General features: G+C 69.3%; 19 protein-coding genes and 1 riboswitch. Of the genes, 7 read left to right on the top strand and 12 right to left on the bottom strand.

From position 1 onward, the window contains the following. Nucleotides 1-75: 75 nt before the first annotated feature. Nucleotides 76-2,517 (bottom strand): DNA helicase PcrA, encoded by a 2,442-nt coding sequence (pcrA, locus tag ACFYXH_RS01625; RefSeq protein ID WP_389559668.1) that lies wholly within the window; start codon nt 2,515-2,517, stop codon nt 76-78. A 310-nt stretch (nt 2,518-2,827) separates the two neighbouring features. Further along, nucleotides 2,828-2,993, top strand: a riboswitch (cyclic di-AMP (ydaO/yuaA leader). 1 nt (nt 2,994) lies between these two features. Between pcrA and ACFYXH_RS01620 the strand changes: the two genes are divergently transcribed. Then, nucleotides 2,995-4,188, top strand: a complete 1,194-nt coding sequence (locus ACFYXH_RS01620) for an NlpC/P60 family protein (protein WP_389559666.1) — start codon at nt 2,995-2,997, stop codon at nt 4,186-4,188. Nucleotides 4,189-4,334: 146 nt separating this feature from the next. Here the strand turns inward: ACFYXH_RS01620 and ACFYXH_RS01615 are convergent, their stop codons facing one another. Continuing rightward, a complete protein-coding gene (locus ACFYXH_RS01615; protein WP_389559665.1) occupies nt 4,335-4,688 on the bottom strand; it encodes a hypothetical protein in 354 nt (117 codons plus the stop codon). A 333-nt stretch (nt 4,689-5,021) separates the two neighbouring features. Here ACFYXH_RS01615 and ACFYXH_RS01610 point away from each other — a divergent pair, with 333 nt between their 5' ends. Then, nucleotides 5,022-6,092 (top strand): NlpC/P60 family protein, encoded by a 1,071-nt coding sequence (locus ACFYXH_RS01610; RefSeq protein ID WP_389559663.1) that lies wholly within the window; start codon nt 5,022-5,024, stop codon nt 6,090-6,092. Between the two features lie 120 nt (nt 6,093-6,212). Beyond that, complete coding sequence (locus tag ACFYXH_RS01605) at nt 6,213-6,968, top strand: GNAT family N-acetyltransferase (RefSeq protein WP_389559662.1); 756 nt, start codon at nt 6,213-6,215, stop codon at nt 6,966-6,968. A 101-nt stretch (nt 6,969-7,069) separates the two neighbouring features. Here ACFYXH_RS01605 and ACFYXH_RS01600 read toward each other — a convergent pair whose 3' ends face one another. From ACFYXH_RS01600 to ACFYXH_RS01590, 3 genes are all read right to left on the bottom strand, one after another. Further along, nucleotides 7,070-8,284 (bottom strand): alpha/beta hydrolase, encoded by a 1,215-nt coding sequence (locus ACFYXH_RS01600; protein WP_389559660.1) that lies wholly within the window; start codon nt 8,282-8,284, stop codon nt 7,070-7,072. 97 nt (nt 8,285-8,381) lie between these two features. Continuing rightward, the gene (locus ACFYXH_RS01595) at nt 8,382-9,077 is read right to left on the bottom strand and encodes a LuxR C-terminal-related transcriptional regulator (protein WP_389559658.1); all 696 of its coding nucleotides are present in this window, start codon (nt 9,075-9,077) and stop codon (nt 8,382-8,384) included. Further along, nucleotides 9,074-10,375, bottom strand: coding sequence for a PspC domain-containing protein (locus tag ACFYXH_RS01590; RefSeq protein ID WP_389559656.1), 1,302 nt, complete (start codon nt 10,373-10,375; stop codon nt 9,074-9,076). The genes ACFYXH_RS01595 and ACFYXH_RS01590 overlap by 4 nt, the downstream gene beginning before the upstream one ends. A 140-nt stretch (nt 10,376-10,515) precedes the next feature. Between ACFYXH_RS01590 and ACFYXH_RS01585 the strand changes: the two genes are divergently transcribed. Continuing rightward, nucleotides 10,516-11,835, top strand: a complete 1,320-nt coding sequence (locus ACFYXH_RS01585; protein WP_389559654.1) for a PspC domain-containing protein — start codon at nt 10,516-10,518, stop codon at nt 11,833-11,835. A gap of 168 nt (nt 11,836-12,003) precedes the next feature. Here ACFYXH_RS01585 and ACFYXH_RS01580 read toward each other — a convergent pair whose 3' ends face one another. The 3 genes from ACFYXH_RS01580 to ACFYXH_RS01570 all read right to left on the bottom strand — a co-directional run bounded on the left by ACFYXH_RS01580 (nt 12,004) and on the right by ACFYXH_RS01570 (nt 14,804). Next, on the bottom strand, nt 12,004-12,531 hold the full coding sequence (locus ACFYXH_RS01580; protein ID WP_389559652.1) for a DoxX family protein: 528 nt from the start codon (nt 12,529-12,531) through the stop codon (nt 12,004-12,006). A 105-nt stretch (nt 12,532-12,636) separates the two neighbouring features. Beyond that, nucleotides 12,637-13,809, bottom strand: coding sequence for a hypothetical protein (locus ACFYXH_RS01575; protein ID WP_389559650.1), 1,173 nt, complete (start codon nt 13,807-13,809; stop codon nt 12,637-12,639). A 206-nt stretch (nt 13,810-14,015) separates the two neighbouring features. Then, on the bottom strand, nt 14,016-14,804 hold the full coding sequence (locus ACFYXH_RS01570) for a class II aldolase/adducin family protein (RefSeq protein WP_389559648.1): 789 nt from the start codon (nt 14,802-14,804) through the stop codon (nt 14,016-14,018). A gap of 78 nt (nt 14,805-14,882) precedes the next feature. On the opposite strand from ACFYXH_RS01570, the gene ACFYXH_RS01565 reads away from it, so the two are divergent. Then, nucleotides 14,883-15,332, top strand: a complete 450-nt coding sequence (locus tag ACFYXH_RS01565; protein ID WP_389559646.1) for a cupin domain-containing protein — start codon at nt 14,883-14,885, stop codon at nt 15,330-15,332. A gap of 6 nt (nt 15,333-15,338) precedes the next feature. On the opposite strand, the gene ACFYXH_RS01560 is transcribed toward ACFYXH_RS01565, so the two are convergent. Next, nucleotides 15,339-15,920, bottom strand: coding sequence for a Uma2 family endonuclease (locus ACFYXH_RS01560; protein ID WP_389559644.1), 582 nt, complete (start codon nt 15,918-15,920; stop codon nt 15,339-15,341). A 114-nt stretch (nt 15,921-16,034) separates the two neighbouring features. Further along, nucleotides 16,035-17,630, bottom strand: coding sequence for a glutamine-hydrolyzing GMP synthase (guaA, locus tag ACFYXH_RS01555; protein ID WP_389559642.1), 1,596 nt, complete (start codon nt 17,628-17,630; stop codon nt 16,035-16,037). Between the two features lie 309 nt (nt 17,631-17,939). On the opposite strand from guaA, the gene ACFYXH_RS01550 reads away from it, so the two are divergent. Then, complete coding sequence (locus tag ACFYXH_RS01550; protein ID WP_389559640.1) at nt 17,940-18,221, top strand: chorismate mutase; 282 nt, start codon at nt 17,940-17,942, stop codon at nt 18,219-18,221. 538 nt (nt 18,222-18,759) lie between these two features. Here ACFYXH_RS01550 and ACFYXH_RS01545 read toward each other — a convergent pair. After that, nucleotides 18,760-18,960 carry a hypothetical protein gene (locus tag ACFYXH_RS01545; protein ID WP_389559638.1) on the bottom strand — a complete coding sequence of 67 codons (201 nt, stop codon included), beginning with the start codon at nt 18,958-18,960 and terminating at the stop codon, nt 18,760-18,762. A 484-nt stretch (nt 18,961-19,444) separates the two neighbouring features. Here ACFYXH_RS01545 and ACFYXH_RS01540 point away from each other — a divergent pair, with 484 nt between their 5' ends. Further along, entirely contained in the window at nt 19,445-20,413 is a 969-nt protein-coding gene (locus tag ACFYXH_RS01540) for an LPXTG cell wall anchor domain-containing protein (RefSeq protein WP_389559636.1), read from the top strand. A 108-nt stretch (nt 20,414-20,521) separates the two neighbouring features. Here the strand turns inward: ACFYXH_RS01540 and ACFYXH_RS01535 are convergent, their stop codons facing one another. Next, the gene (locus ACFYXH_RS01535) at nt 20,522-22,411 is read right to left on the bottom strand and encodes a GMC oxidoreductase (RefSeq protein ID WP_389559634.1); all 1,890 of its coding nucleotides are present in this window, start codon (nt 22,409-22,411) and stop codon (nt 20,522-20,524) included. Between the last annotated feature and the right edge of the window lie 13 nt (nt 22,412-22,424).

The raw sequence follows: 22,424 nt of genomic DNA, 5'->3' as shown, positions 1-22,424 counted from the left end.
GACCAAGCGGCGTAACGACAACCCGCCGCAGCGACGACCCGCCGAAGCGACGTAACGACGAAGCGACGAAGCCCGCTACAGCTTCTCGACCGGCGCGTACCGCAGCAGCAGCCGCTTCGGCTTGGTGTCCCCGAAATCGATCGTCGCCTGTGCGTCCGCCCCCGACCCCGTCACCTCCACCACGGTCCCCAGACCGAACTGGTCGTGCGTGACCCTGTCGCCGACGACCAGCGCGATCACCGGCTTGTCGCTCGTACGCCGCGTGGCGAATCCCGAAGCACCACCGCCCGACCGTGAGCGCGACGACGACAGCGACGAGGCGATGCCGGACGTCGGACCGGCGGGCGCGGCCATCGGGCCCGTCCGCTTCCACTCCAGGTGGCGGCCCGGGATCTCCTCCAGGAACCGCGACGGCGGGTTGTACGAGGGCTGACCCCACGCACTGCGCATCGACGACCGCGTCAGATAGAGGCGCTCGCGGGCGCGCGTGATGCCGACGTACGCCAGCCGCCGCTCCTCCTCCAGCTCCTTCGCCTGGCCGAGGGCACGCATATGCGGGAAGACGCCGTCCTCCATGCCGGTCAGGAACACCACAGGGAATTCCAGGCCCTTGGCGGTGTGCAGCGTCATCAGCGTGATGACACCGGATCCATCCTCGTCCTCGTCCGGGATCTGGTCGGAGTCGGCGACGAGCGCCACCTTCTCCAAGAACTCTGCGAGCGTGCCCGCACCGTCCTCCTCGCCGCGCTCCTGCTCGAACTCGAGCGCCACGGCGGCCAGTTCCTGAAGGTTCTCGATACGGGTCTCGTCCTGCGGGTCGGTGGATGCCTGCAGCTCGGCGAGATATCCGGTCCGCTCGAGGACGGCCTCCAGCACCACCGCCGGACCCGCGCCCGAGTCGACGACCGTACGCAGCTCCTCCATGAGCACGTTGAAGCGCTTCACGGCGTTGGCGGAGCGGGCCGCCATGCCGTACGCCTCGTCCACACGGCGCAGCGCCTGCGGGAAAGTGATCTTCTCGCGCAGCGCGAGCGCGTCGATCATCGCCTCCGCGCGGTCGCCGATACCCCGCTTGGGGACGTTGAGGATCCGGCGCAGCGGGACATTGTCCTCGGGGTTGGCGAGGACCCGCAGATACGCGAGGACGTCCCGGACCTCCTTGCGCTCGTAGAAGCGCACTCCGCCGACGACCTTGTACGGCAGCCCGACCCGGATGAAGATCTCTTCGAAGACACGGGACTGGGCGTTCGTACGGTAGAAGACGGCGACGTCGCCGGCCTTCGCGTCGCCCGCGTCCGTCAGCCGGTCGATCTCGTCGGCAACGAACTGCGCCTCGTCGTGCTCGGTGTCCGCGACATAGCCCGTGATCTGCGCGCCGGCGCCGGCGTTGGTCCAGAGGTTCTTGGGCCGGCGGCTTTCGTTCCGCTCGATGACGGCGTTGGCGGCGGAGAGGATCGTCTGCGTCGAGCGGTAGTTCTGCTCGAGCAGGATCGTCGTCGCGTCCGGGTAGTCCTCCTCGAACTGGAGGATGTTACGGATGGTCGCGCCGCGGAAGGCGTAGATCGACTGGTCGGCGTCGCCGACCACGCAGAGCTCGGCCGGAGGCAGGTCCTCGTAGCCCGTCCCCACCAGCTCGCGTACGAGCGTGTACTGAGCGTGGTTGGTGTCCTGGTACTCGTCCACCAGGACGTGCCGGAAGCGCCGCTGGTAGTGCTCGGCGACGTCCGGGAAGGCCTGGAGGAGGTGGACGGTGGTCATGATGATGTCGTCGAAGTCCAGGGCATTGGCCTCGCGCAGCCTCGCCTGGTACATGCGGTAGGCCTCGGCGAGCGTCTTCTCGAAACCGTCGACGGCCTGGTCGGCGAAGGTCTCCTCGTCGATCAGCTCGTTCTTCAGATTCGAGATCTTCGCGCTGAAGGACTTCGGCGGGAACTTCTTGGGGTCGAGGTCCAGATCGCGGCAGACCAGTGCCATCAGTCGCTTGGAGTCGGCGGCGTCGTAGATCGAGAACGACGAGGTGAAGCCGAGCTTCTTGGACTCCCGGCGCAGGATGCGGACGCACGCGCTGTGGAAGGTCATGACCCACATGGCGTTTGCGCGCGGCCCGACGAGCTGCTCGACGCGGTCCTTCATCTCGCCGGCGGCCTTGTTGGTGAAGGTGATCGCCAGTATCTGGCCGGGGTGCACGCTGCGGGTCCCCAGCAGATGCGCGATCCGGTGGGTCAGCACCCGGGTCTTGCCGGACCCGGCGCCGGCCACGATGAGCAGCGGCGACCCGGTGTGCACAACGGCGGCACGCTGCTGCTCGTTCAGCCCCTCGAGCAGGGCGGCGGGGTCCACGACGGTGCGCGGGGCGCCGTCGCGGTAGTACGGGTCCCTGGCCGGAGGCACGTCAAATGCACCCTGGAAGAGATCGTCCGGGATCTCCTCCGGGGCCGAGTCCTCGGGCGGTGGCGGGTGCTGCTCCGCGCTGGGCTGGAGGTCCGCCAGGAAGCTGTCGTCAAAGAGGCTGCTCATCGCTCTACGAGTCTAGGCCGCCGCACTGACAGCCCGCGGCCGCATTGCGATACGACTCCGAGAGCGGCTCCGGCACGACTCGGGCAGCGACTCGGGTGACGAGACCGACGACGAGCCCGACGACGCTACGCGATCAGGCCGCTCCGCTGCGCTGTCACGCGGCACCGGCCCGTGAGCGACTCCTCACTCAGCCGCGAAGGTCACGAAAATGTATCGGACATATCGAACATCAACCTTCACAGCAACCACACGAGTTGGCTAGCGTGCTCGATCAGGCGGCCCGTACCCCCCTGGCGACTCGCGCCGAATCGGGCGGCCTGCGCCGAATTCGAGCTCTCTTCACGGGAGTTCGGAGCCGGGGACCCACCATGCACAACCTGGGGTGAATCGGACCGTTCCCCCCTCGGTCCGTAGGGCGACCTTCCGTTCCGCCCGAACCCGACAGCTAACCCGGTAGGCGGTCCACGGAAGAAGGAGATGCCGGCCTTGGCGTCGCATCGCAAACCGCGTACCCGTACCGGAATTGCCGGAATGGCAGGACTACGCACCAACTCCCCCGCCGTCGGGTTCACGACGGCTGCCCTCGCCTCCGTCACCCTGCTGTCCACGCAGAGCGCCAACGCCGCGCCCACCGAGCCGAAGCCCTCCGTCGAAGAGGTGCAGAAGAAGGTCGACGACCTGTACCGGCAGGCCGGCACCGCGACCGAGAAGTACAACAAGGCCAAGGAATCCACCGACGAGAAGCGGCGCGAGGTCGACCAGCTGCTCGACGACGCCGCGAAGCGCACGGACAAGCTGAACGAGTCCCGGCGCACGCTCGGCAACTACGCGGCCGCGCAGTACCGCACGGGCGCGGTCACCCCGACCGCCGCCCTGCTGCTCGCGGACAGCCCGCAGGCGTACTTCGACCAGACACAGCTGATGGACCGGATGACCGACCGTCAGCGCACCGTCATCGACGACTACGAGACCCAGCGGGCCGCAGCCGCCAAGCAACGCGCGGAGGCGACGAAGAGCCTCGAGTCGCTCACGGACTCCCAGAAGGCGCTGCGCACCAGCAAGCAGGAAGTCCAGGCGAAGCTGAGCGAGGCGCGTTCGCTGCTGTCGAAGCTGACCGCCGAGGAGAAGGCGCGGCTCGCGGCGATCGAGCGCGAGAAGGAGGAAGTGGCGCGCCGCAAGGCCGAGGCCAAGGCCAAGGAGGAGGCGAAGGCCCGGGCCGACGCGGAGGCGGAGCGCAAGCGCCGGGAGCAGGCGCAGCAGCCGGGCGGCGACACCAGCACAGGTACGGGTACAGGCACCGGCTCCAGCGGTGGTGCGTACGCGGCCAAGGCCGACAAGGTCCTCTCGTTCGCCCGCTCGCAGATGGGCAAGCCGTACGTCTGGGGCGCCACGGGGCCGAGCTCGTACGACTGCTCGGGACTGACCCAGGCCGCCTGGAAGGCGGCCGGCGTGGATCTGCCGCGCACCACCTGGGACCAGGTGAAGGTCGGCAAGCGGATCGCGACACAGGATCTGCTCCCGGGCGACCTGGTCTTCTTCTACGACGACATCAGCCACGTCGGCATCTACATCGGCGACGGCAAGATGATCCACGCGCCCAAGCCCGGCGCGAACGTCCGCGAGGAGTCGATCTACTACATGCCGATCTACGGCAGCGTGCGTCCGGCATAGCGGAACAACTGGCACAGCGAACAAGGGGAACGCCCGGACCCGACCGCGCCCGGGCGTTCCCAGCACGGAAGGCCACGTACGGAAGACCACGTACGGAAGACGTGCCACGTACGGAGAACGCCGCTCTCACATCGGGAGCGGCGTTCTCACGTCCAGAGCGTGGCGATGAAGATGTTCGCGACCGTCAGTCCGCCCACCGCCCCGAACAGCGCCTTCTCCACCTTCTCCTCGTCCCGCTTCACATACACCAGGCCCAGGATCACGATCAGCACCGCCAGCTTGATGCCGATCTTGAGGTTGTTCACCGCCTGGTCGTCCGCCTGGTTGAGGCCCACCAGCGCCACGCCCGTGACCAGCATCGTCAGCGCGCCGTGCAGCATCGCCGGAATGAAGCGTGCCTCTCCCGCGCCCATCGCCTTCATCTGAGTGAGGAAGCCGCCGAGCAGCGACGCGATGCCGATGATGTGCAGGGCGACGAAGACATTGATGAGTACGTCCATGAGGCGGAGCCTAGCCGCCCCCATACCACCGCTCTCCGGGCAGGTGGGCCTCGTTCGCCTCATCGGTCACTCCGGTACGGAATTGCGGTCCGGCACCATGGGCAGGGCTCTCACAAGGCGCACCCTCATGTCCACCTTTGGCCAACATCGGTCCTTACGCCTCTTTCCCGTGACCCCCAGGTTTAGCGTCCTCCCTCAGGTGACCGACTCCCCACCGCCGCCGAGTTCCCGGGCGGCCGTCAGTCACCACCGCCGAGAGATCCGGCGGCGGGCCGCTCCCCCTGTGCGGTCCGCCGTCGGACTCCGACTCGGACCGGCAGGGAACGGAAGGACGTGGACGCCCTCGTGGCAGCGCACCGGAAACCCAAGCAGCATCCGCTCACCGGGCCCGCCGCCCGTACCGCCGCCACTCTCGCGCTCGCCGGCGCAGCGACCGCCACCGCATTCGAAGGCGCCGGGCACGCCGAGCCCCGCCTCAGCCCCGCACAGATCAAGGCCAAGGTCGACAAGCTGTACCAGGAGGCGGAGGCCGCCACCGAGAAGTACAACGAGGCCAAGGAGCAGACCGCCAGAGCGCGCGAGTCACTGGACTCGCTGCGCGACGAGGCCGGGCGCCGGACCCAGCGGCTCAACACCTCACGGAACGCGCTCGGTTCGATCGCCACCGCCCAGTACCGCGCCGGCGGTATCGACCCCGGCCTGCAGCTCGCGCTCACTTCCGACCCCGACCAGTATCTGGAGCGCGCCGCGCTCGCCGAGCGGGTCGGCGAGCGGCACGCGGACGCGATCACCGGCGTACACCAACAGCTGGTGGAGATCGCGCGGTTGAAGGCGCGGGCCGACGAGCGGATGAGAGCTCTCGAGGCCCGGCAGACCGAGTTGGCGAAGCACAAGTCCACCGTCCGGGAGAAGCTCGCCGCCGCCGAGCGTCTGCTGACCCGGATGACCGCCGAGCAGCGCGCGGCGTACAACTCCGCCTACGGCGGTACGGGCGGAGCGACGGATGCCCGCGCCGACCGCTCCGCCGTCCCGCGCGGCTCGCTCCGGGCCCCCAATTCCCGTGCCGCACAAGCCGTCGCGTACGCGTACGGAGCACTCGGCAAGCCCTACGTATGGGGTGCGACGGGCCCGGGTTCGTACGACTGCTCCGGTCTCACACAGGCCGCCTGGCGCTCCGCCGGCGTCTCGCTGCCCCGCACCACCTACACCCAGATCAACACCGGCGAACGCGTGTCCCTCTCTCAACTCGCCCCTGGCGACCTGGTGTTCTTCTACTCAGGCATCTCCCATGTCGGCCTCTACATCGGCGGCGGCCAGATGATCCACGCACCCCGTCCGGGCGCCCCCGTCCGCGTCGCGCCCATCGACCAGATGCCCTTCGCGGGTGCCGCCCGCCCCGTGTAGCCGCCGCAGAGCCCGCGCCACCGGAGGGACCGCGAGCCGCTCGCAAACCGGTTGCCCGGCCGCGCACGGAAGTGACACCATCCCCGGCGTCCCAAGATCCCGATCGCGGCAGGAGCCCCCGTGGACGTCGATGTCCAGAACTACGTACGCACGCTCACGCTCCGCTCGTCCGATCACGTCCGCGTCGGCCCCTTCACCGTGCGCTACAACCCCAACTGGGCGATCCCACCGGCCAATTACGCCATCCCCGACCATGGCGCGGAGCCGACCACCGAAGAGGTCAACGCTCTGATCGCCGTCTTCCGCGAGCGCGACCGGCAGCCACGCCTGGAGTTCCTGCCGTCGTGCGCGCCCGAGGTCGAGCCCGCTCTGCTCGCGGCCGGCTTCACGGTCGAGCGCCGCGCACCACTGCTGGCCTGCACGCCCGAATCCCTCATAGCCCCGGCGCCGGTCGACGGAGTCAGCCTCACCGAGCCCTCCGACGAGGCCGGGTACACCGCCGCGGCGGGCGTGCAGCATCTCGCGTACGGCGAGTCGGGCGACCCGACCGACGGCGAAATCGCGTGGCTGCGCGGGGCCAACGAGGGCGGCGGAGTCGCAGGCCTCGCCACGGACGACAAGGACGGCACACCGGTGGCCGCGGGCGGCTGCTCCGTCCCGGCCGACGGACTGAGCGAGCTGTGCGGCCTGGCGGTCGCCTCCTCGCACCGCCGCCGAGGAATCGGCGCGGCCCTGTCCGCGTATCTGACGGCCACCGCCTTCGACCGGGGCTGCCGCATCGTCTGGCTGGAGCCGGGCGACGCGGACATCGAGCGGATCTACGCGGGGATCGGCTACCGGCGGGTCGGCGACAAGACCGATATGTCACTCCAGTAGGCCACCGCTGTCATTCCCAACAGGCCACCGCTGTCACTCCGGCGGGGTCACCGCTGTCACGTCAGCAGGCCACCGCTGTCATTCCCAACGGGCCACCGCTGTCACTCCAGCAGGCCGCCACCGGCTGCCGCCTGGCCGTTGTCGGGCGCCTGACCGTCCTGGGCTTCATGGGACACCCCGCCAACGCTGGGCCCTCCGCCGCCCCGAGGCGCCCCGGCGTCCACGCCGCCCCGGTGCTGCAGCTGCATCTGCCGCGTCAGCCACTCGAACGCGTAAGGCAGCTCCCTGCTCCACACCACCGGCAGATGCCCGCCCCACGTCTGCCGTACATCCACCTGCGTCGGCGGCTTGGCCACACGCCTCAGCGCGAGCCCTGGCTCATAGCCGTCCGCGCCCTCGCCCATCGCCAGCAGCGACACACGCGGCGGCTTCTTCGCCGACTTCAGGATGTTCAGAACGTCGTTCTCGTGCCGCAGCTTCGGGTCCGCGCCCGTCAGCGAGCCGCGCTCGACGGCCGGATCGTTGTACCCGGAGAAGCTGACGGCGGCGCTGAAGCGGTCGGGGTGGGCCAGGGCCAGTTTGGCGGCGCCGTGCCCGCCCGCCGAGTAGCCGGCGATGGCCCAGCTCTCCGGGTTCGGGGAGACCCGGAAGTTGTCGGTGACCACCTTGCGTACGTCGACGGTCAGCCAGCTGTCCGCGTTGACCTCGCCCGGTATGTTCGCGTACCCGGCGTCGGACTTGCCGAGCAGCATGGTCCGCGGCGAGACCAGGATGAAGGGCGCGACCTTGCCCGACTCGATCAGCGGCTGGACCTTGTCCTGGAACTTCAGTGCCTTGAACCAGCTCTTCGACGTACCTGGGAAGCCGGAGAGCACCTCGACGGCCGGGAACTTCTTGTTGCGGTACGCGGGATCGTTGTACTGCGGCGGCAGCCAGACATACACCTCGCCCGACACTCCCGATATGGAGCCCTTGAGCGAGGTGCGCAGCAAGCCGCTGCCGAGCTGAGGGTCGTCGACCTTCTCGAACTTCAGCGGAACCTTGGGCAGCGAGGAGATCTGCCTGCCGCCGGTGCCGCTCGGTCCGAGGTCGATCGCCGAGTCGACATGGTCGGTCGTGCCGAGCAGATCGTCCCAGCTGTCGTAGAGACCGTTGGCGTTGTTCACTGCCACGAAGACCACGAGCACGGCGGTGGCCTGTGCGAAGAGCACCATGAGCAACCGCCCGGCGCCCCGCACCACAGCGGGACCGCGCAGCCGGCTCCACAGCAGCAGCGGCAGCAGGACGGCGATCACGACCAGGACGATCGTGATCAAGAAGAAGGTGTGCCCCGTCAAATTCATCACGCAAAACAAGAGGTGAACTGGGCGCAACTGGTTGCCCGCCTATGTACCAGTTACCTCACAACGGAGACTAGACGAGACGTCGGGCGGTCGCCCATCGGGTCAGTTCGTGCCGATTCGAGAGCTGAAGCTTCCTCAGGACCGCCGACACATGCGACTCCACCGTCTTCACCGAGATGAACAGCTGCTTCGCGATTTCCTTGTACGCGTAACCCCGCGCGATCAGCCGCAGGACTTCCCGTTCCCGCTGAGTGAGCCGATCGAGGTCCTCGTCCACCGGCGGTGCGTCCGTCGAGGCGAACGCGTCGAGCACGAAACCCGCGAGCCGCGGCGAGAAGACCGCGTCGCCCTCCTGCACCCGGAAGATCGAGTCGACCAGATCCGTGCCCGTGATCGTCTTGGTGACATAGCCGCGAGCCCCGCCCCGGATCACCCCGATCACATCCTCGGCCGCGTCGGACACGGACAGCGCCAGGAACCGTACGGGATGCTCCGCGGCCGCCATCAGCGAGGCGCAGCGGCGCAGCACTTCCACCCCGCCGCCGCCCGGCAGATGCACATCCAGCAGGACGACCTCGGGACGGGTCGCCGTGATCACGGTGAGTGCCTGGTCGACGTCGGCGGCCTCGCCGACCACCTCGACGCCGGTGCGGTCGGTCTGGCCGATCTCGGCCTGCACTCCGGTACGGAACATCCGGTGGTCGTCGACGAGCACGACCCGTACACGCCGCTCGGTGGTCTCTCCAGCAGTCTCGGTCTCGGTCATTCGCCCGCCCTCTCCATCTCCAGCTCGACCTCGGTGCCCCCGTCGGGAACCGAGCGCAGTCGCGCCGTTCCGCCGTGGCGCTGCATCCGGCCGATGATCGATTCTCTTACGCCCATCCGGTCCTGGGGCACCGAATCCGGATCGAATCCCGGTCCCCTGTCCCGTACGGACACGAAGACCGTACGGCCCTCGACCTCCGCGTAGACCTGGACCGCGCCCCCCTCGCCACCGTACTTGGCCGCATTGACCATCGCCTCACGCGCGGCCTGCATCTGTGCGGACAGTTTCTCGTCGAGCGGGCAGTCGCCTACGACCACGACCTCCAGCGGGACCCCGTGCTTGTCCTCCACCTCGGCGGCGGCCTTCTTCACCGCCTCGGCGAGCGTGTCCGGCTCCTCGTCCTCGTCCTTGCCCGTCCCCTCCGGCTTGTAGAGCCAGTTCCGCAGCTCGCGCTCCTGAGCGCGGGCGAGACGGCGCACTTCGCCGCCGTCGTCGGCGTTCCGCTGTATCAGGGTGAGGGTGTGCAGTACGGAGTCATGGACGTGGGCTGCGACTTCGGCACGCTCCTGGGCCCGGATGCGCATGGTCCGTTCCTCCGAGAGGTCCTGCGTCATCCGTACCAGCCACGGCCCCGCGAGCAGAGCGACACCGGCGATGACGGCGATCGCGGCGGTCAGTACGTTGCCGAGCTGGGCCGCCGAGCCGCGGACCACCATGAAGACGGTCAGGCCCATGCCGACCAGCGCCACACCGGCGAGCGCCCGGCCCAGCTGCAGCAGCCGACGGCGTCGGCTGTCCGTCGACAGTGTGGCCCAGCGGGCGCGGCGGGCGTTGTCCGCCTGGCGCCACACCAGCACCACACCGGCGCCGATCAGCAGTATCGGCCAGACATAGCGGTTGGCGCTGCTGCCCGTCTCGACATTGCCGGCGAAGACCGCGGCGCCGACCAGCAGCGCGACCATCGCGAAGAGCTGGCCCTTGTCGGGCTTGCGCAGCCGACGGCGGCCGTCGGGCGTGGTCTCGAAGACGGAGCGCGGCTCTGCGGTCCTGCCGCCGACGCCGAGGGGTACGACGATCCAGAAGACGGCGTACAGCAGCACACCGAGGCCGTCGGCCATGAAGAGGCCGAGGAAGACGAGTCGTACCCAGATGACCGGCAGCCCCAGATGACCGGCCAGCCCGCGCGCCACGCCGCCGAGCATCCGGCCGTCGGCGCTGCGATACAGCTTGCGCATCGGCTGCTCCTCCGGCACGGGGGCGCGGGAGGGACCGGCGGGTCGGGGCGTGGCGACTGGCATGCCCCGATCGTCACATGTAAGGACAGGGCGCGGTATCAGGGTCGTCCCTTAAACCGACCCTGAAAGCCGGGTGCGATATCAGGGAAGGGCCAGGGTCGGCGCGGGTGCCATCACAGCGCGGCGCCCGTCACCATGTACGTATGAATCAGCCGACCCCACCGCCGGCGGCGCCGCACGACGCGCAGCCGGAGGCGCAGCCCGCTCCGGCGCCGCCCGAGGTGCAGCAGTTGCGCCGCACGCCCCGCCAGAAAGTCGTGGCCGGTGTCTGCGGCGGGCTCGGCCGGTACTGCGACATCGACCCGGTGATATTCCGGATCGTCATCGGTGTGCTCTCCGTGACCGGCGGCATCGGCCTGATCTTCTACGGCTTCGCCTGGCTGCTGATCCCGTTCGAGGACGAGGAGGAGAACGAGGCGCGCCGGCTGCTGTCCGGCCGGGTCGACGGTGCTTCCCTCACCGCCGTACTCCTCGCTCTCATCGGCTGCGGGGTGTTCCTCTCCATGCTGAGCAACGGCGGGACGCTCGCTTTCGCCGCGCTGCTTTCCCTCGCGGTCGCGGGCGCCGCCGTGTGGTCGCAGCGCCGCCGTCTCACCGCGCCCGACGGTGTACCGCTGGATGCGGCGACGGCGCATGCGGTGGCCGAGGCGCCGCCCGAGACGAAGGCGCCGCCGGTGCCCGACAGGCCCTCGTGGTGGCGCGACCCGATCGTCAAGGACGGCACGACAGGGCTGGTGCCCACCGGCTATCTGTGGGGTCCGGAGAGCGCGGTGGCGGAGACCGGGGCGCCGCGCCGGCTCCGGCCGAACGCAGCTCCCGCGTATGCGCGCGGGCCGCGCGGAATCGGCGGCACCGTCTTCCTTCTCGCGCTCCTCGCGGGCGGGCTCGGCACCGGGACCAGCTGGGACAGCCAGCCGCTGGGCACGAGCCTGCAGATCGGGCTCGTCTGCGCGCTGGCGGTATTCGGGATGGGTCTGCTGGTCAGCTCGCTGCTCGGCCGAACCGGCTTCGGAACGATCATGCTGACGGTGCTCACAGCGGCACTGCTGGCGGGAGCCGCGGCGCTGCCCAAGGACATCACCACCGAGTGGATACGTACGCAGTGGAAGCCGGCCTCGGTCGCCGCCGTCCAGCCGAGCTACGAGCTCGGCTCGGGAGTCGCGACGCTCGACCTGTCCTCTCTCGCCGTCCCCGCGGGTCGGACGGTGTCGACGAGGGCCGAAGTCGCGGCGGGTCAGCTCAAGGTGGTCGTACCGAAGAACGCGACGGTGAAGCTGCGGGCCCAGGCGGGCCTCGGCGATATCCGTCTGCCCGACGACGCGGCGAACGACATCGACGTCTCACCCGATCAGGACCGGCGGCAGACACTGCCCGCGCCCGCCGGCGCGAAGCCGACCGGCACACTGGATCTAGATCTCGAAGTGGGCATCGGACAGGTGGAGGTGACCCGTGCCGCGTCGTGAACTCCGGCATGATTTCCGGCCGGGCAAGCTGGTCGCGGGTCTCGCTGTGCTGGCCGCAGCGCTGCTGTACGCGGGCGATGCGGCCGGCTCCTGGCAGACACCGTTCTATGTGGTGTTCCCGGTCGTTTTCGGCGGTCTGTTCCTGGCCGGGGCGGTGAGCCTGACGTACTACGGCATCCGGCGCCGCCGTTTGGCCAACAGCGCGTCGAGCGAGAGCAGCGGAGCGCCGGCGAGCACCAGCGGCAGCCAGGCCATCAGATAGGCGAGGTCGTTGCCGTAGTAGTACGGCTCGGTCTGCCAGCTCACGGTCAGCCACAGGCTCAGCGAGATGAGCGCCCCGCCGAGCGCGGCCAGCCGGGCCAGCAGTCCGACGAGGGCGCCGATGCCGACGGCGAGCTCACCGAAGGCGATGGCGTAGCCGAAACCCTCGGGGTTCTTGAGCGCCAGATCGACAAGGGCAGGCACGGCGGAGGTGTCGCGCACGCTGCGCATGAGGTCGCCGACGGAACCGGCTCCGCTCGCCGCCATGAACTGACTGTCCGTGAGCTTGTCGATGCCCGCATAGATGAAGGTCACGCCGAGGAAGATCCGCAGCGGCAGAAGGGCGTAGTGTCCCGCCCGCTCTCTCAAGCCGCCGCGTCCGCCGCCTCCGTCGACCGTGCCGTAGGTCGCTGTCGTCCGATATGTGTGTGTCATCGCTGGTCCCACCTTCGGTTGACCCGTCAACTGACCATACGTACGACGAAGCCGCGCGGCTCACCAGACGTGCGGCTCACTCTGTGACAACAGCCTGCCCGCCGGTCAGTCCGTCACCTCGATGGCGCAGCGGTTGCTCTCCGCTCCCGATGCCGTCACCACCTGCACATCCACCCGCCCTGGCTCGACCTCCGCCGGGACCGGCACGGTGAGCACCGTGTCGGTCGGGTTGGCGAAACCGCCGGTGACCGGGATCAGCGGGACATGGACATGGACGGCGCCGATGCGTACGACCATACGGGCGAGCCGGTCGGGGGCCCCGGCGCCCGGCGGTACGAAGCCGGCGCCGCGGATCTCGATGTCGTCGCCGGTACGGATCGGGGCGTCCAGGTCCCCGGCCTCGCGGGCCCGGACGACCGCGAACACGACGGGCCGGCCTCCTTCCGCGTGCTTCCCGGCGAAGTACGTCATCGCCGAGACCGCGACCAGCAGCGCGAGCCCCCACGGCAGGTCGGGCAGCTGCTCGGGCCGGCGGGCGAGCCGAACCAGCGCGAAGATCACCGCAGCGGCGCTCACCAGCACGTACTGCACATCCGCGAAGCTGCCGCGGCCGGCGTCGTCGCAGAGCAGATCGGCCAGCCTCGGGCGGTCGGCACGCACCTTCTGCAGCCGCTTGCCGAGGACGCGTACGGCGACCACACGGCGTACGACGACGGCGATCGCGCACACGAGCGCGAGGACGGAGAGCATGCCTGCGCCGCGGGCCAGGTCGAGCCCTTCGATCAGCGCGTCCCGATGGGCGGCGGACGAGGCCAACGCCAGCTGGAGGGCCAGCACAAGGACGGCGAAGACGGCGAGCAGCACCCAGACCGTGGCGACCGCGCGCGAGGTCGAGAGGCGGTTGTCCTCGCCGATCAGCGGCGCGAGAAGCCCGCCGCGCGACCTGTGCAGCCGTGCCGCGCCGGTCAGCAGCCCACCGACGGTGAGCGCGGCGAGCAACCCTGCCGTTCGCGCACCGGTCCAGCCCGCGCCGATCGCGGTCACCGTCTGCCCCAGCGCCAGGATCGCGAGACCGGCCCATACGACCAGCAGCGTGCGGCACCAGACCAGTTGGAGCCAGACCTCGCCCGCCTCACGGCTGCGATCGGCGACAGTGCGCGCCGACTGCGTCAGCTCGTCCGACACCCACTGGCGCGAGGCGACCGGCGAGTGCGAGAGAGCGACCGGTAATCCCTGCCCGGTGGCCAGCTCGTCCCGCTTGGCGAGGAAGGCTGCCACTGCCCGCCGATGCCCTTCGCGCGCCCCGTGCGTACATTCGTCGCACTGTCCCGCTTCTTGCACCGCCACGACCGACGCCACCTTCCCCGCCCCGCACCGACTGAACTTCCCTTTGATTGCTGGGAATTGTGCCGTACGGAAGGGGCGCCTCCCGCGGCGCCCGAGGCCACAGCGGGTGAATCCGCCATTGCCCGGTTGACCACTCCCTATTGCACGAGGTCGGGCTCGGCCCGGCTGATCTGCCGCCACAGGGGCTGGTAGTTGATCCATGCGACCAGATCGGTGCCGAGCTGCTCGCGCGTGGCGACCGCGTCCCGGTGCTCGATCAGCAGGGGCTTGCCCGCCGCCCGCGCCGCGAGCTGAACCTGCGCGCAGCGCTCCATGGAGATGAACCACCAGGCTGCCGCGTCCACCGAGTCGCCTACGGTCAGCAGCCCGTGGTTGCGCAGGATGACGGCCTTGTACGCACCGAGGGCACCGGCGATCCGCCGCCCCTCCTCCTCGTCGACGACCACTCCGGTGTATCTGTCGACCAGGGCGTGGTCCTCGTAGAAACCGCAGGCTTCCTGGGTGATCGGCTCGATCAGCTCGCCGAGCGCGGACAGTGCCCGCCCGTGCACGGAGTGGGTGTGCGCGACAGCGACGATCTCGGGCCGGGCGCGGTGCACCTGGGCGTGTACGGCGAACGCGGCCTGGTTGACGTGGTACCGCCCCACGACGACCTGCCCCTCCCCGTTCACGAGGATCAGATCACCGGCGGCGACATGCGCGAACGGCACGCCGAAGGGGTTCACCCAGAAGCAGTCGGTGAACTCCGGGTCCCGTGCGGTGATATGGCCGGACACCCCGTCCTCGTACCCGAAACGCCCGAACAGCCGCAGCGCCCCGGCGAGCCGCTCCTTCCGGTACGCCCGCTCGTCCACGACGGACTCATGCACGGGCGGCATGGCGAATCGCAGCTGCTCGACGGGGATCGGAGCGGGCGTCTCAGTCATGGCTGGGAAGCTACCTTCGGGTACCGCAACTGACCAGAGACTTCACGCGCCTCGCACGGCTTCCACGAGAATGCGCCCATGACCGAACCGACATCCCCCCTGGTCTCTCTCCTCGGCCTCGAGAAGCACATCGAGGGCGGCTGGTTCAAGGAGACCTGGAAGACGGCCGGCTCGACGACCCCGCCGGGCTACCCGGGCCCGCGCGCGTACGCGACCGGTATCTACTTCCTGCTCCACCCCGGCGAGAGCTCGTGCTGGCACCGCGTACGCTCCGACGAACTCTGGCTGTGGCACCGGGGCGGCCCGCTGAATCTGCACCTCGGCGGCATGGGCAACGAGCCGGGCGAAGCCACGACCCTGACCCTGGGTCCCTCGGTCGAATCCGGCGAACAGCCCCAGCTCCTGGTCCCGGCGGGCACCTGGCAGTCGGCGGACCCGGCAGGTGCCGAGCCGGTCCTGGTCACCTGCATCGTGGCGCCGGGGTTCCACTTCGACGACTTCGAGCTGGAGAAGCCTGAAGAGAGCTGAAGAGAGCTACAGGTTGTCGATCTCCGCCAGGTCGATGTCGATGGTGAAGGGAACGGAGAGCTTGAGCCGGTCGTGGTGGATGCCGGAGGGGGCATACGCCTTCGTCGCCGGGTCCAATTCATAGACGTACACGACCGGGCGGCCGCCCTCGCCGGACTCCACCCGCCAAAAGTGCGGGACGCCCGCCTCCGCGTACAGCTGCGGCTTGCGCTTGCGGTCGCGCTCCTCCGAGTCCGGTGACACCGTCTCGACTACGAGTACGACATCCTTCGCGTTGTAATGCGTCTCGTTCGAACTGGTCACAGCCTCCGCCCGGATCACCGAGACGTCCGGCTCCGGCCCCTGGCGCTTGTCGATCACCACAGTCATCTCCCGCCGCACCCGCAGATCATCGGGCACCGTCCTGCGCAGGCCATGCATCAGCAGGTCGTTCACCAGACTGTGAAAACTCCTCTGCGGACTCACGAAGACCAGGCTCCCGTCGATCAACTCCGTGTGCGGCGGGAGGTCGGGCAGCGTCAGCAGGTCGTCCACGGTGTAACCGTCCTGCGGCGGCACCGGCCAGGGGTGCGCGATCTCAGCGGTCATGGTTCCTCCCATGGACGGGATTCTGGGCCGTACGGTCAGCGTACCCAGCCCATACGACAACGCCGCCGCTCAAACGAATGAGCGACGGCGTCGGCGTTGAGCCTGCAGAGAGGGTTACTCCCACTCGATGGTGCCCGGCGGCTTGGAGGTCACATCCAGCACCACGCGGTTCACGTCCGCCACCTCGTTGGTGATACGGGTCGAGATCTTCGCCAGCACGTCGTACGGCATCCGCGTCCAGTCCGCCGTCATCGCGTCCTCGGACGAGACGGGCCGGAGCACGATCGGGTGGCCGTAGGTGCGGCCGTCGCCCTGTACGCCCACGGAGCGCACATCGGCGAGCAGCACCACCGGGCACTGCCAGATGTCACGGTCCAGACCGGCCGCCGTCAGCTCCTCGCGGGCGATCGCGTCCGCCTCGCGCAGCAGGTCGAGGCGGTCCTTGGTGACCTCGCCGACGATACGGATGCCGAGGCCCGGGCCCGGGAAGGGCTGGCGCTGGACGATCTCGTCCGGCAGGCCGAGCTCCTGGCCGACCATCCGGACCTCGTCCTTGAACAGCTTGCGCAGCGGCTCGACGAGCTCGAACTCGAGGTCCTCGGGCAGGCCGCCGACGTTGTGGTGGGACTTGATGTTGGCGGTGCCGGTGCCGCCGCCGGACTCGACCACGTCCGGGTAGAGCGTGCCCTGCACGAGGAAGGCGACGTCCTCGCCATGCGCGGCCTCGGCGATGATCTCGGCCTGCGCCTGCTCGAAGACCCGGATGAACTCGCGCCCGATGATCTTGCGCTTCTCCTCGGGGTCGGACACCCCGGCCAGCGCCTTCAGGAACCGCTCCTGCGCGTCGACGACCTTCAGCTGCACGCCGGTCGCCGCGACGAAGTCCTTCTCGACCTGCTCCGTCTCGCCCTTGCGCATCAGGCCGTGGTCGACGTACACGCAGGTCAGCTGGGAGCCGATGGCCTTCTGCACGAGTGCAGCGGCGACCGCGGAGTCCACGCCGCCGGACAGACCGCAGATGGCGCGCTTGGTGCCGACCTGCTCCCGGATCGCCGAGACCTGCTCCTCGATGACATTGCCGGTGGTCCAGTTCGGCTCGATGCCGGCGCCGCGGTAGAGGAAGTGCTCCAGGACCTGCTGGCCGTACGTGGAGTGCATCACCTCGGGGTGGTGCTGGACGCCGTACAGCTTCTTCTCGTCGTTCTCGAAGGCCGCGACCGGCACCACGTCCGTGGACGCGGTGACCGTGAAGCCCTCCGGGGCGGCGGAGCAGGCGTCGCCGTGCGACATCCACACAGGCTGCTCGGCCGGGGTGCCCTCGAAGAGCGTCGAGCCGGTCTTGGAGACATGCAGCGGCGTACGGCCGTACTCACGCGCTCCCGTGTTGTCGACGGTCCCGCCGAGCGTCGTGGCCATCAGCTGGAAGCCGTAGCACATGCCGAAGACGGGGACCCCGGCCTCGAAGATCGCGCGGTCGAGGCGCGGGGCGCCTTCCGCGTACACGGAGGACGGGCCGCCGGAGAGGATGATCGCCTTCGGGTTCTTGGCCAGCATCTCGGCCACGGGCATCGTGGACGGGACGATCTCGCTGTAGACCCGGGCCTCACGGACGCGGCGGGCGATGAGCTGTGCGTACTGCGCGCCGAAGTCAACAACGAGGACGACGTCCGGAGCGTTGCTGTCGGGGGCGGCGGAGGGTGCTGCTGGCACGGGTGGCGGCCTTCCGGCGGTGGGAGGGGGTCGGTATTTGTCGATTCTACCGGCGTGGCGGACCCGCTTTTCGTCTCACCATCCGAACCCGGGTTTGGCCGCGGACGGCGGGAGGTCCATACTCCACCCATGCACAAGCAGCTGACCTTCGTCTTTACCTATGGCACCGGCCCGTCCGGCTGCCATGGTCGTGCTGCTTGAGCCACTGACAAGCAACTTCCCAGGCGCCCCGGGCCGACAAGGCCCGGGGCGTTCTGTCATTTCCGGGCCTTGCCGCTCCGGGGCACCGTCCCCGACAAGGAGCCCCGCATGACCGTCACGACCGACACCGGAGCCCGTACCGAAGAGGCCGCTTCCCTCATCGGCGACGCCCGCAGCCGCATCGACACGCTCGACGACCGGATCATCGGGCTGATCCAGGAACGGATGGCCGTCTCGGCCGTCATCCAGGAAGCCCGGATCTCCTCCGGCGGCCGCCGGGTGAGTCTGTCGCGCGAAATGGAGGTTCTCAGCCATTTCCGCGACGCGCTCGGAAAGCCGGGAACGGCGCTCGCGATGACGCTGCTCGAGCTCTGCCGGGGCCGGATCTGAGGCCGTGTCCGAGCCTGCGCAGACATCCGCGCACGGACCTGAGTTCGGGCGCACTCTCACCCGTACGGCGCGTGACTGCACGCGCCGGGGCTTCGTTGGTACCGATATCCGTGCCAGCCAGGGGCGGGTCATGAAGGAAACCACGCGTGGCTCCGCTGGGGCGTGTGACGTACTGCAAGTACGTCGTGGGACCTCGCCCCAGCGCGCGTGACCGGTCGGCAGGGGACAGCAGCCCGGTCACCCCAAGGGCGGTCGGCTCCGGGGACGCCCGGGGCCGACCGCATCCGGTCGAAACGGTTGCGCAGGCCGCAGCCCATCCCGCACGATGCAAGACAAGCGCGTCCCCACTCTGCGCAGCCATATTGCCAAAGGTCGATACCACTCGCGCGCCCCAAGTGCGCCGGGTCGGCGACCCTCCCCACGCGGCGCTACCCCCCGGCGCCGCACCTCGGCACCGGCGCTGCCCTGACGTCGGTGCTGACCGCCAAGGGCCCCGCGGATCATGCATCCGCGGGGCCCTTGCTTGTCCCGTGCGGGGCTACCTCGTCGCGTAAGGGTCGCCCGGCTTCCAGTTGGCGTCGCTCCACTCCGCCGTCGGCTCGGGGGCCGGCGGCGCGGGCGGTGGGTTGGGGCCGCGGTTGGGGTTCTGCGGCACAGCCGACGCCGACGACTGCCCGCCGCTGCTGCTCCGACCGCCCGCCGCCTTCGTCCTGCGCGGCTTCGCCGTCAGGCTGGGCACGGCCTTCGTCTTGGGGGTAGCGGTCGTATCGCTGCTGGGCGAAAGGCGCACGGACGGCGTCGGGAGTGTGGTCGACGGCGATGACGAAGACGCCGTGGGTGCGGCGCTCCCTGCGCCATCGCCGTCGGCGCCCGAACACGCGGCTGCACCCAAGGCCAGTGTCACAAGGCAGACCGCGGCAACGACAGCGAAGCCAAAACGTCTCATCAGGACTCTCATCAGTGGGTGCTGAAATTGCCGCGGGACGGCAAGAGGCCGGAAGGCACCACGAGTTCGACCCGGCCAGGAGCAGAAGGCTGCGCGTGACGGGTGTCACATAAAGTTTCTGTGAGTCCCAGGGCAACTATTCAGGCTGGTCACAGGTCATGCATGCGAAACAACGGCCTCACCCGTGTACCCCCACCTCGGTAGGCCCACCAGACTCCGTGCCGCGTCATGCGGTACGCCGGACTTCACTGAGGTCTTAATGAAGCTTCGCCGCGCTATGGCCGTCGCTGCAGCGACCGCTGTCATAGCACCCGCCGCGCTCCTGTCGGCTCCGGCCGCGTTCGCGGACCCGTCGCCGACGCCGACCGAGACGGCGAGCAGCACCCCATCGGAGTCCCCGAGCGCCCCGTCGGAGGCGCCGAGCAGCACCCCGGCCACGACGCCGAGCGCGCCGGCCAACACGCCGAGCTCGCCCGCCGCGACGCCGAGCACCCCCGCGAGCTCGGCCGCAGCGACGCCGAGCGCCACCGCCGGCGAGCCGGGCGAGGGCGACGAGGACCCGGACTTCGAGTGCAAGGCATCCGCGGTCGACGTGAAGCTCTCCGGCTTCCCGAACAAGATCGTCGCGGGCGGTGGCTGGAAGAAGTTCAGCCTCGACGTCAAGAACAACAGCAAGGAGAAGATCGAGAACTTCGGTCTCTTCACCTTCGCCTCGTACGAGGACGACCTGATCGGCGGCGAGCAGGACCGCCTGATCGAGAAGTACGCGCACTTCGAGTACTTCGACAAGTCGTCCGGTGAGTGGAAGGCGGGCGGCAACCTCTCCGGGATGAACAACGGCTTCTACTTCGACGTGATCGACCTCAAGAAGGCCGAGAAGCGCTCGATCAAGCTGCGCGTTCGCATCGACAAGGCGGCCCCTGCGGGCAAGGGCATCGCCCTCGCCGCCGGCGGTTACGACAAGGGCGAGGACTGCTTCGAGGACAGCGAGTTCTACGAGTTCGACGTTCTCAAGGCCGGCAGCAACGCGGGCGACGTCGACGACGCCAAGCCGAGCGGTGAGAAGCCGAAGGACGTCAAGCCGCAGGGTGGCTCCAAGGAGATCCCGGTCACCGGCAACCTCGCCGAGACCGGTTCCAGCTCCATGCTGCCGACCGTCGGTATCGCCGGTGGCATCGCCATCGTCGCCGGTGCCGGTGTCGTCTTCGCGATGAAGCGCCGCCGCAGCGGCGACGCCACCGCGTAACACCGGGCCCACACGCCAGAAGGCCGCTGCACTCGGAGGGGGGTGCAGCGGCCTTCGCGCGTTCCAACCTTCGTACCTCCGGCCTTCGTACGACGTCCGGAGGCCGGGTCACTTCTTCGGCGGGACCGCCGGGATGCCCAGGAACGGCAGCTTCAGCGCGCCGAACGCCTCCTCCGGGACCGCCGGTGACTTCGGCGCGACCGCCGCCAGCCGTTCGTACGCCGCGCCCTGTGCCGGACGCGGGTCCTCCTCGCCCTTGTTGGGCCAGAACGACATCGCCCGCTCGGCCTGCGCCGTAATGGTCAGGGACGGGTTCACACCGAGGTTCGCCGAGACCGCGGCGCCGTCGACGACCGAGATGCCCGGGTGGCCGTAGAGCCGGTGGTACGGATCGATGACGCCTTCCTCTGCCGAGGCCCCGATCGGGCAGCCGCCCAGGAAGTGGGCCGTCAGCGGGGTGCCCATCAGCTCGCCGATGTTGGACCCCGCGAAGCCGTTGATCTCCTCGGCGAGCAGCGAGGCCGCGCGCGTCGCCTCGGGAATCTGGTTCGGGTTCGGTGCGCCGTGGCCCTGGCGGGCGGTGAGCAGGCCCTTTCCGATACCGCCCGGCTTGCGGTACGTGGTCAGCGAGTTGTCCAGCGACTGCATGACCAGCCCGATGATGGTCCGCTCCGACCAGCGGCGGTTGGAGAGCGCGCGGGCCGCGAGCCAGGGGTGCCTGGCCATATTGCCGAACCAGCCCGCGACCCGCGCCCGCGCACGGTACGGAACCTGGAGGATCGTCATCGCACCCATCGCGTTCGAGCCCCTGCCGTAGCGGACCGGCTCGATATGGGTGTTCTCGTCGGGGTGGACCGAGGACGTGATCGCCACTCCGCGTGTGAAGTCGACCTTGTCCACGCCGTGCCGCTTGCGGTAGCGGCGGTTGTCGGTCTGGGCGCCGACGATCGCCTCGGAGTTGGTACGGGTCAGCTCGCCGAGCCGGGCCGAGATATGCGGCAGCAGACCCTGGTCCTTCATGGTGTGCAGCAGGGTCTGGGTGCCGTACGTGCCCGCCGCCACGACCACGCGCCCGGCCCTCAGCAGCTTCGGCTCGGCCTTCTTGCGGGCGTCCGTCGGGACCGTCGTGACGTGGAAGCCGCCCTCCGGGTCCTCGCTGATCGAGGCGACCGTCGTCATCGGGTGGATGACGGCCCCGGCCTTCTCGGCCAGGTAGAGGTAGTTCTCGTTGAGGGTGTTCTTCGCGCCGTGCCGGCAGCCCGTCATGCACTCGCCGCACTCGGTGCACGCCTTGCGCGACGGGCCCGCGCCCCCGAAGTACGGGTCATCGACCGTCGAGCCCGGACCGGCCTTCGACGTACCGTCGGCGTCCTCGCCGTCGCCGAAGAAGACGCCGACCGGGGCCATGTGGAAGCTGTCGCCGACACCCATCGCCTGCGCCGTCGCCTTGAGATGCACGTCGGAGGGGGTCATCGTCGGGTTGAGCCGTACGCCCAGCATCCGCTTGGCCTGGTCGTAGTACGGCGACAGCTCCTCCTGCCAGTCAGTGATGTCCTTCCACTGCGGGTCCTCGAAGAAGGGAGCGGGCGGTACGTACAGCGTGTTGGCGTAGTTGAGCGAGCCGCCGCCGACACCCGCGCCCGCCAGCACCATCACCTTGCCGAGCAGATGCACGCGCTGGATCCCGTACAGGCCGAGCGGGGGCGCCCACAGATAGTTCTTGATGTCCCAGGAATTCTTGGGCAGAGTCTCGCGGGTGAAGCGGCGGCCCGCCTCCAGGACCCCGACCCGGTAGCCCTTCTCGGTCAGCCGCAGCGCGGTGACCGAACCGCCGAAGCCCGAGCCGACGACGATGACGTCGTAGTCGTACGCCGGGTCGAAGGCCTGGTCGGAGACCGCTTCGGAAACCGACTCGGAAACCGACTCGGAAACCGATTCGGAGAGCAGTTGTTCGTCACTCTCGGCGGCCTGATTCTGGGCAGGGGGTACCTGGGACATGGCTCTCCTCGTA

This window comes from Streptomyces sp. NPDC002730 (genome assembly GCF_042888805.1).
Taxonomy (GTDB): domain Bacteria; phylum Actinomycetota; class Actinomycetes; order Streptomycetales; family Streptomycetaceae; genus Streptomyces.
Note: the sequence above shows the minus strand (reverse complement) of the source record. Positions and strands in the feature narration are given on the sequence as shown.

Excerpts from the sequence above, each read along its gene's own strand:
- ACFYXH_RS01565 (WP_389559646.1), top strand. The coding sequence starts at position 14,883 with ATGACCGAACCGACATCCCCCCTGGTCTCTCTCCTCGGCCTCGAGAAG.
- ACFYXH_RS01580 (WP_389559652.1), bottom strand. The coding sequence starts at position 12,531 with ATGACACACACATATCGGACGACAGCGACCTACGGCACGGTCGACGGA.
- ACFYXH_RS01570 (WP_389559648.1), bottom strand. The coding sequence starts at position 14,804 with ATGACTGAGACGCCCGCTCCGATCCCCGTCGAGCAGCTGCGATTCGCC.
- ACFYXH_RS01535 (WP_389559634.1), bottom strand. The coding sequence starts at position 22,411 with ATGTCCCAGGTACCCCCTGCCCAGAATCAGGCCGCCGAGAGTGACGAA.
- ACFYXH_RS01540 (WP_389559636.1), top strand. The coding sequence starts at position 19,445 with ATGGCCGTCGCTGCAGCGACCGCTGTCATAGCACCCGCCGCGCTCCTG.
- ACFYXH_RS01585 (WP_389559654.1), top strand. The coding sequence starts at position 10,516 with ATGAATCAGCCGACCCCACCGCCGGCGGCGCCGCACGACGCGCAGCCG.
- pcrA (WP_389559668.1), bottom strand. The coding sequence starts at position 2,517 with ATGAGCAGCCTCTTTGACGACAGCTTCCTGGCGGACCTCCAGCCCAGC.
- ACFYXH_RS01615 (WP_389559665.1), bottom strand. The coding sequence starts at position 4,688 with ATGGACGTACTCATCAATGTCTTCGTCGCCCTGCACATCATCGGCATC.
- ACFYXH_RS01590 (WP_389559656.1), bottom strand. The coding sequence starts at position 10,375 with ATGCCAGTCGCCACGCCCCGACCCGCCGGTCCCTCCCGCGCCCCCGTG.
- ACFYXH_RS01550 (WP_389559640.1), top strand. The coding sequence starts at position 17,940 with ATGACCGTCACGACCGACACCGGAGCCCGTACCGAAGAGGCCGCTTCC.
- ACFYXH_RS01560 (WP_389559644.1), bottom strand. The coding sequence starts at position 15,920 with ATGACCGCTGAGATCGCGCACCCCTGGCCGGTGCCGCCGCAGGACGGT.
- ACFYXH_RS01620 (WP_389559666.1), top strand. The coding sequence starts at position 2,995 with ATGCCGGCCTTGGCGTCGCATCGCAAACCGCGTACCCGTACCGGAATT.
- ACFYXH_RS01595 (WP_389559658.1), bottom strand. The coding sequence starts at position 9,077 with ATGACCGAGACCGAGACTGCTGGAGAGACCACCGAGCGGCGTGTACGG.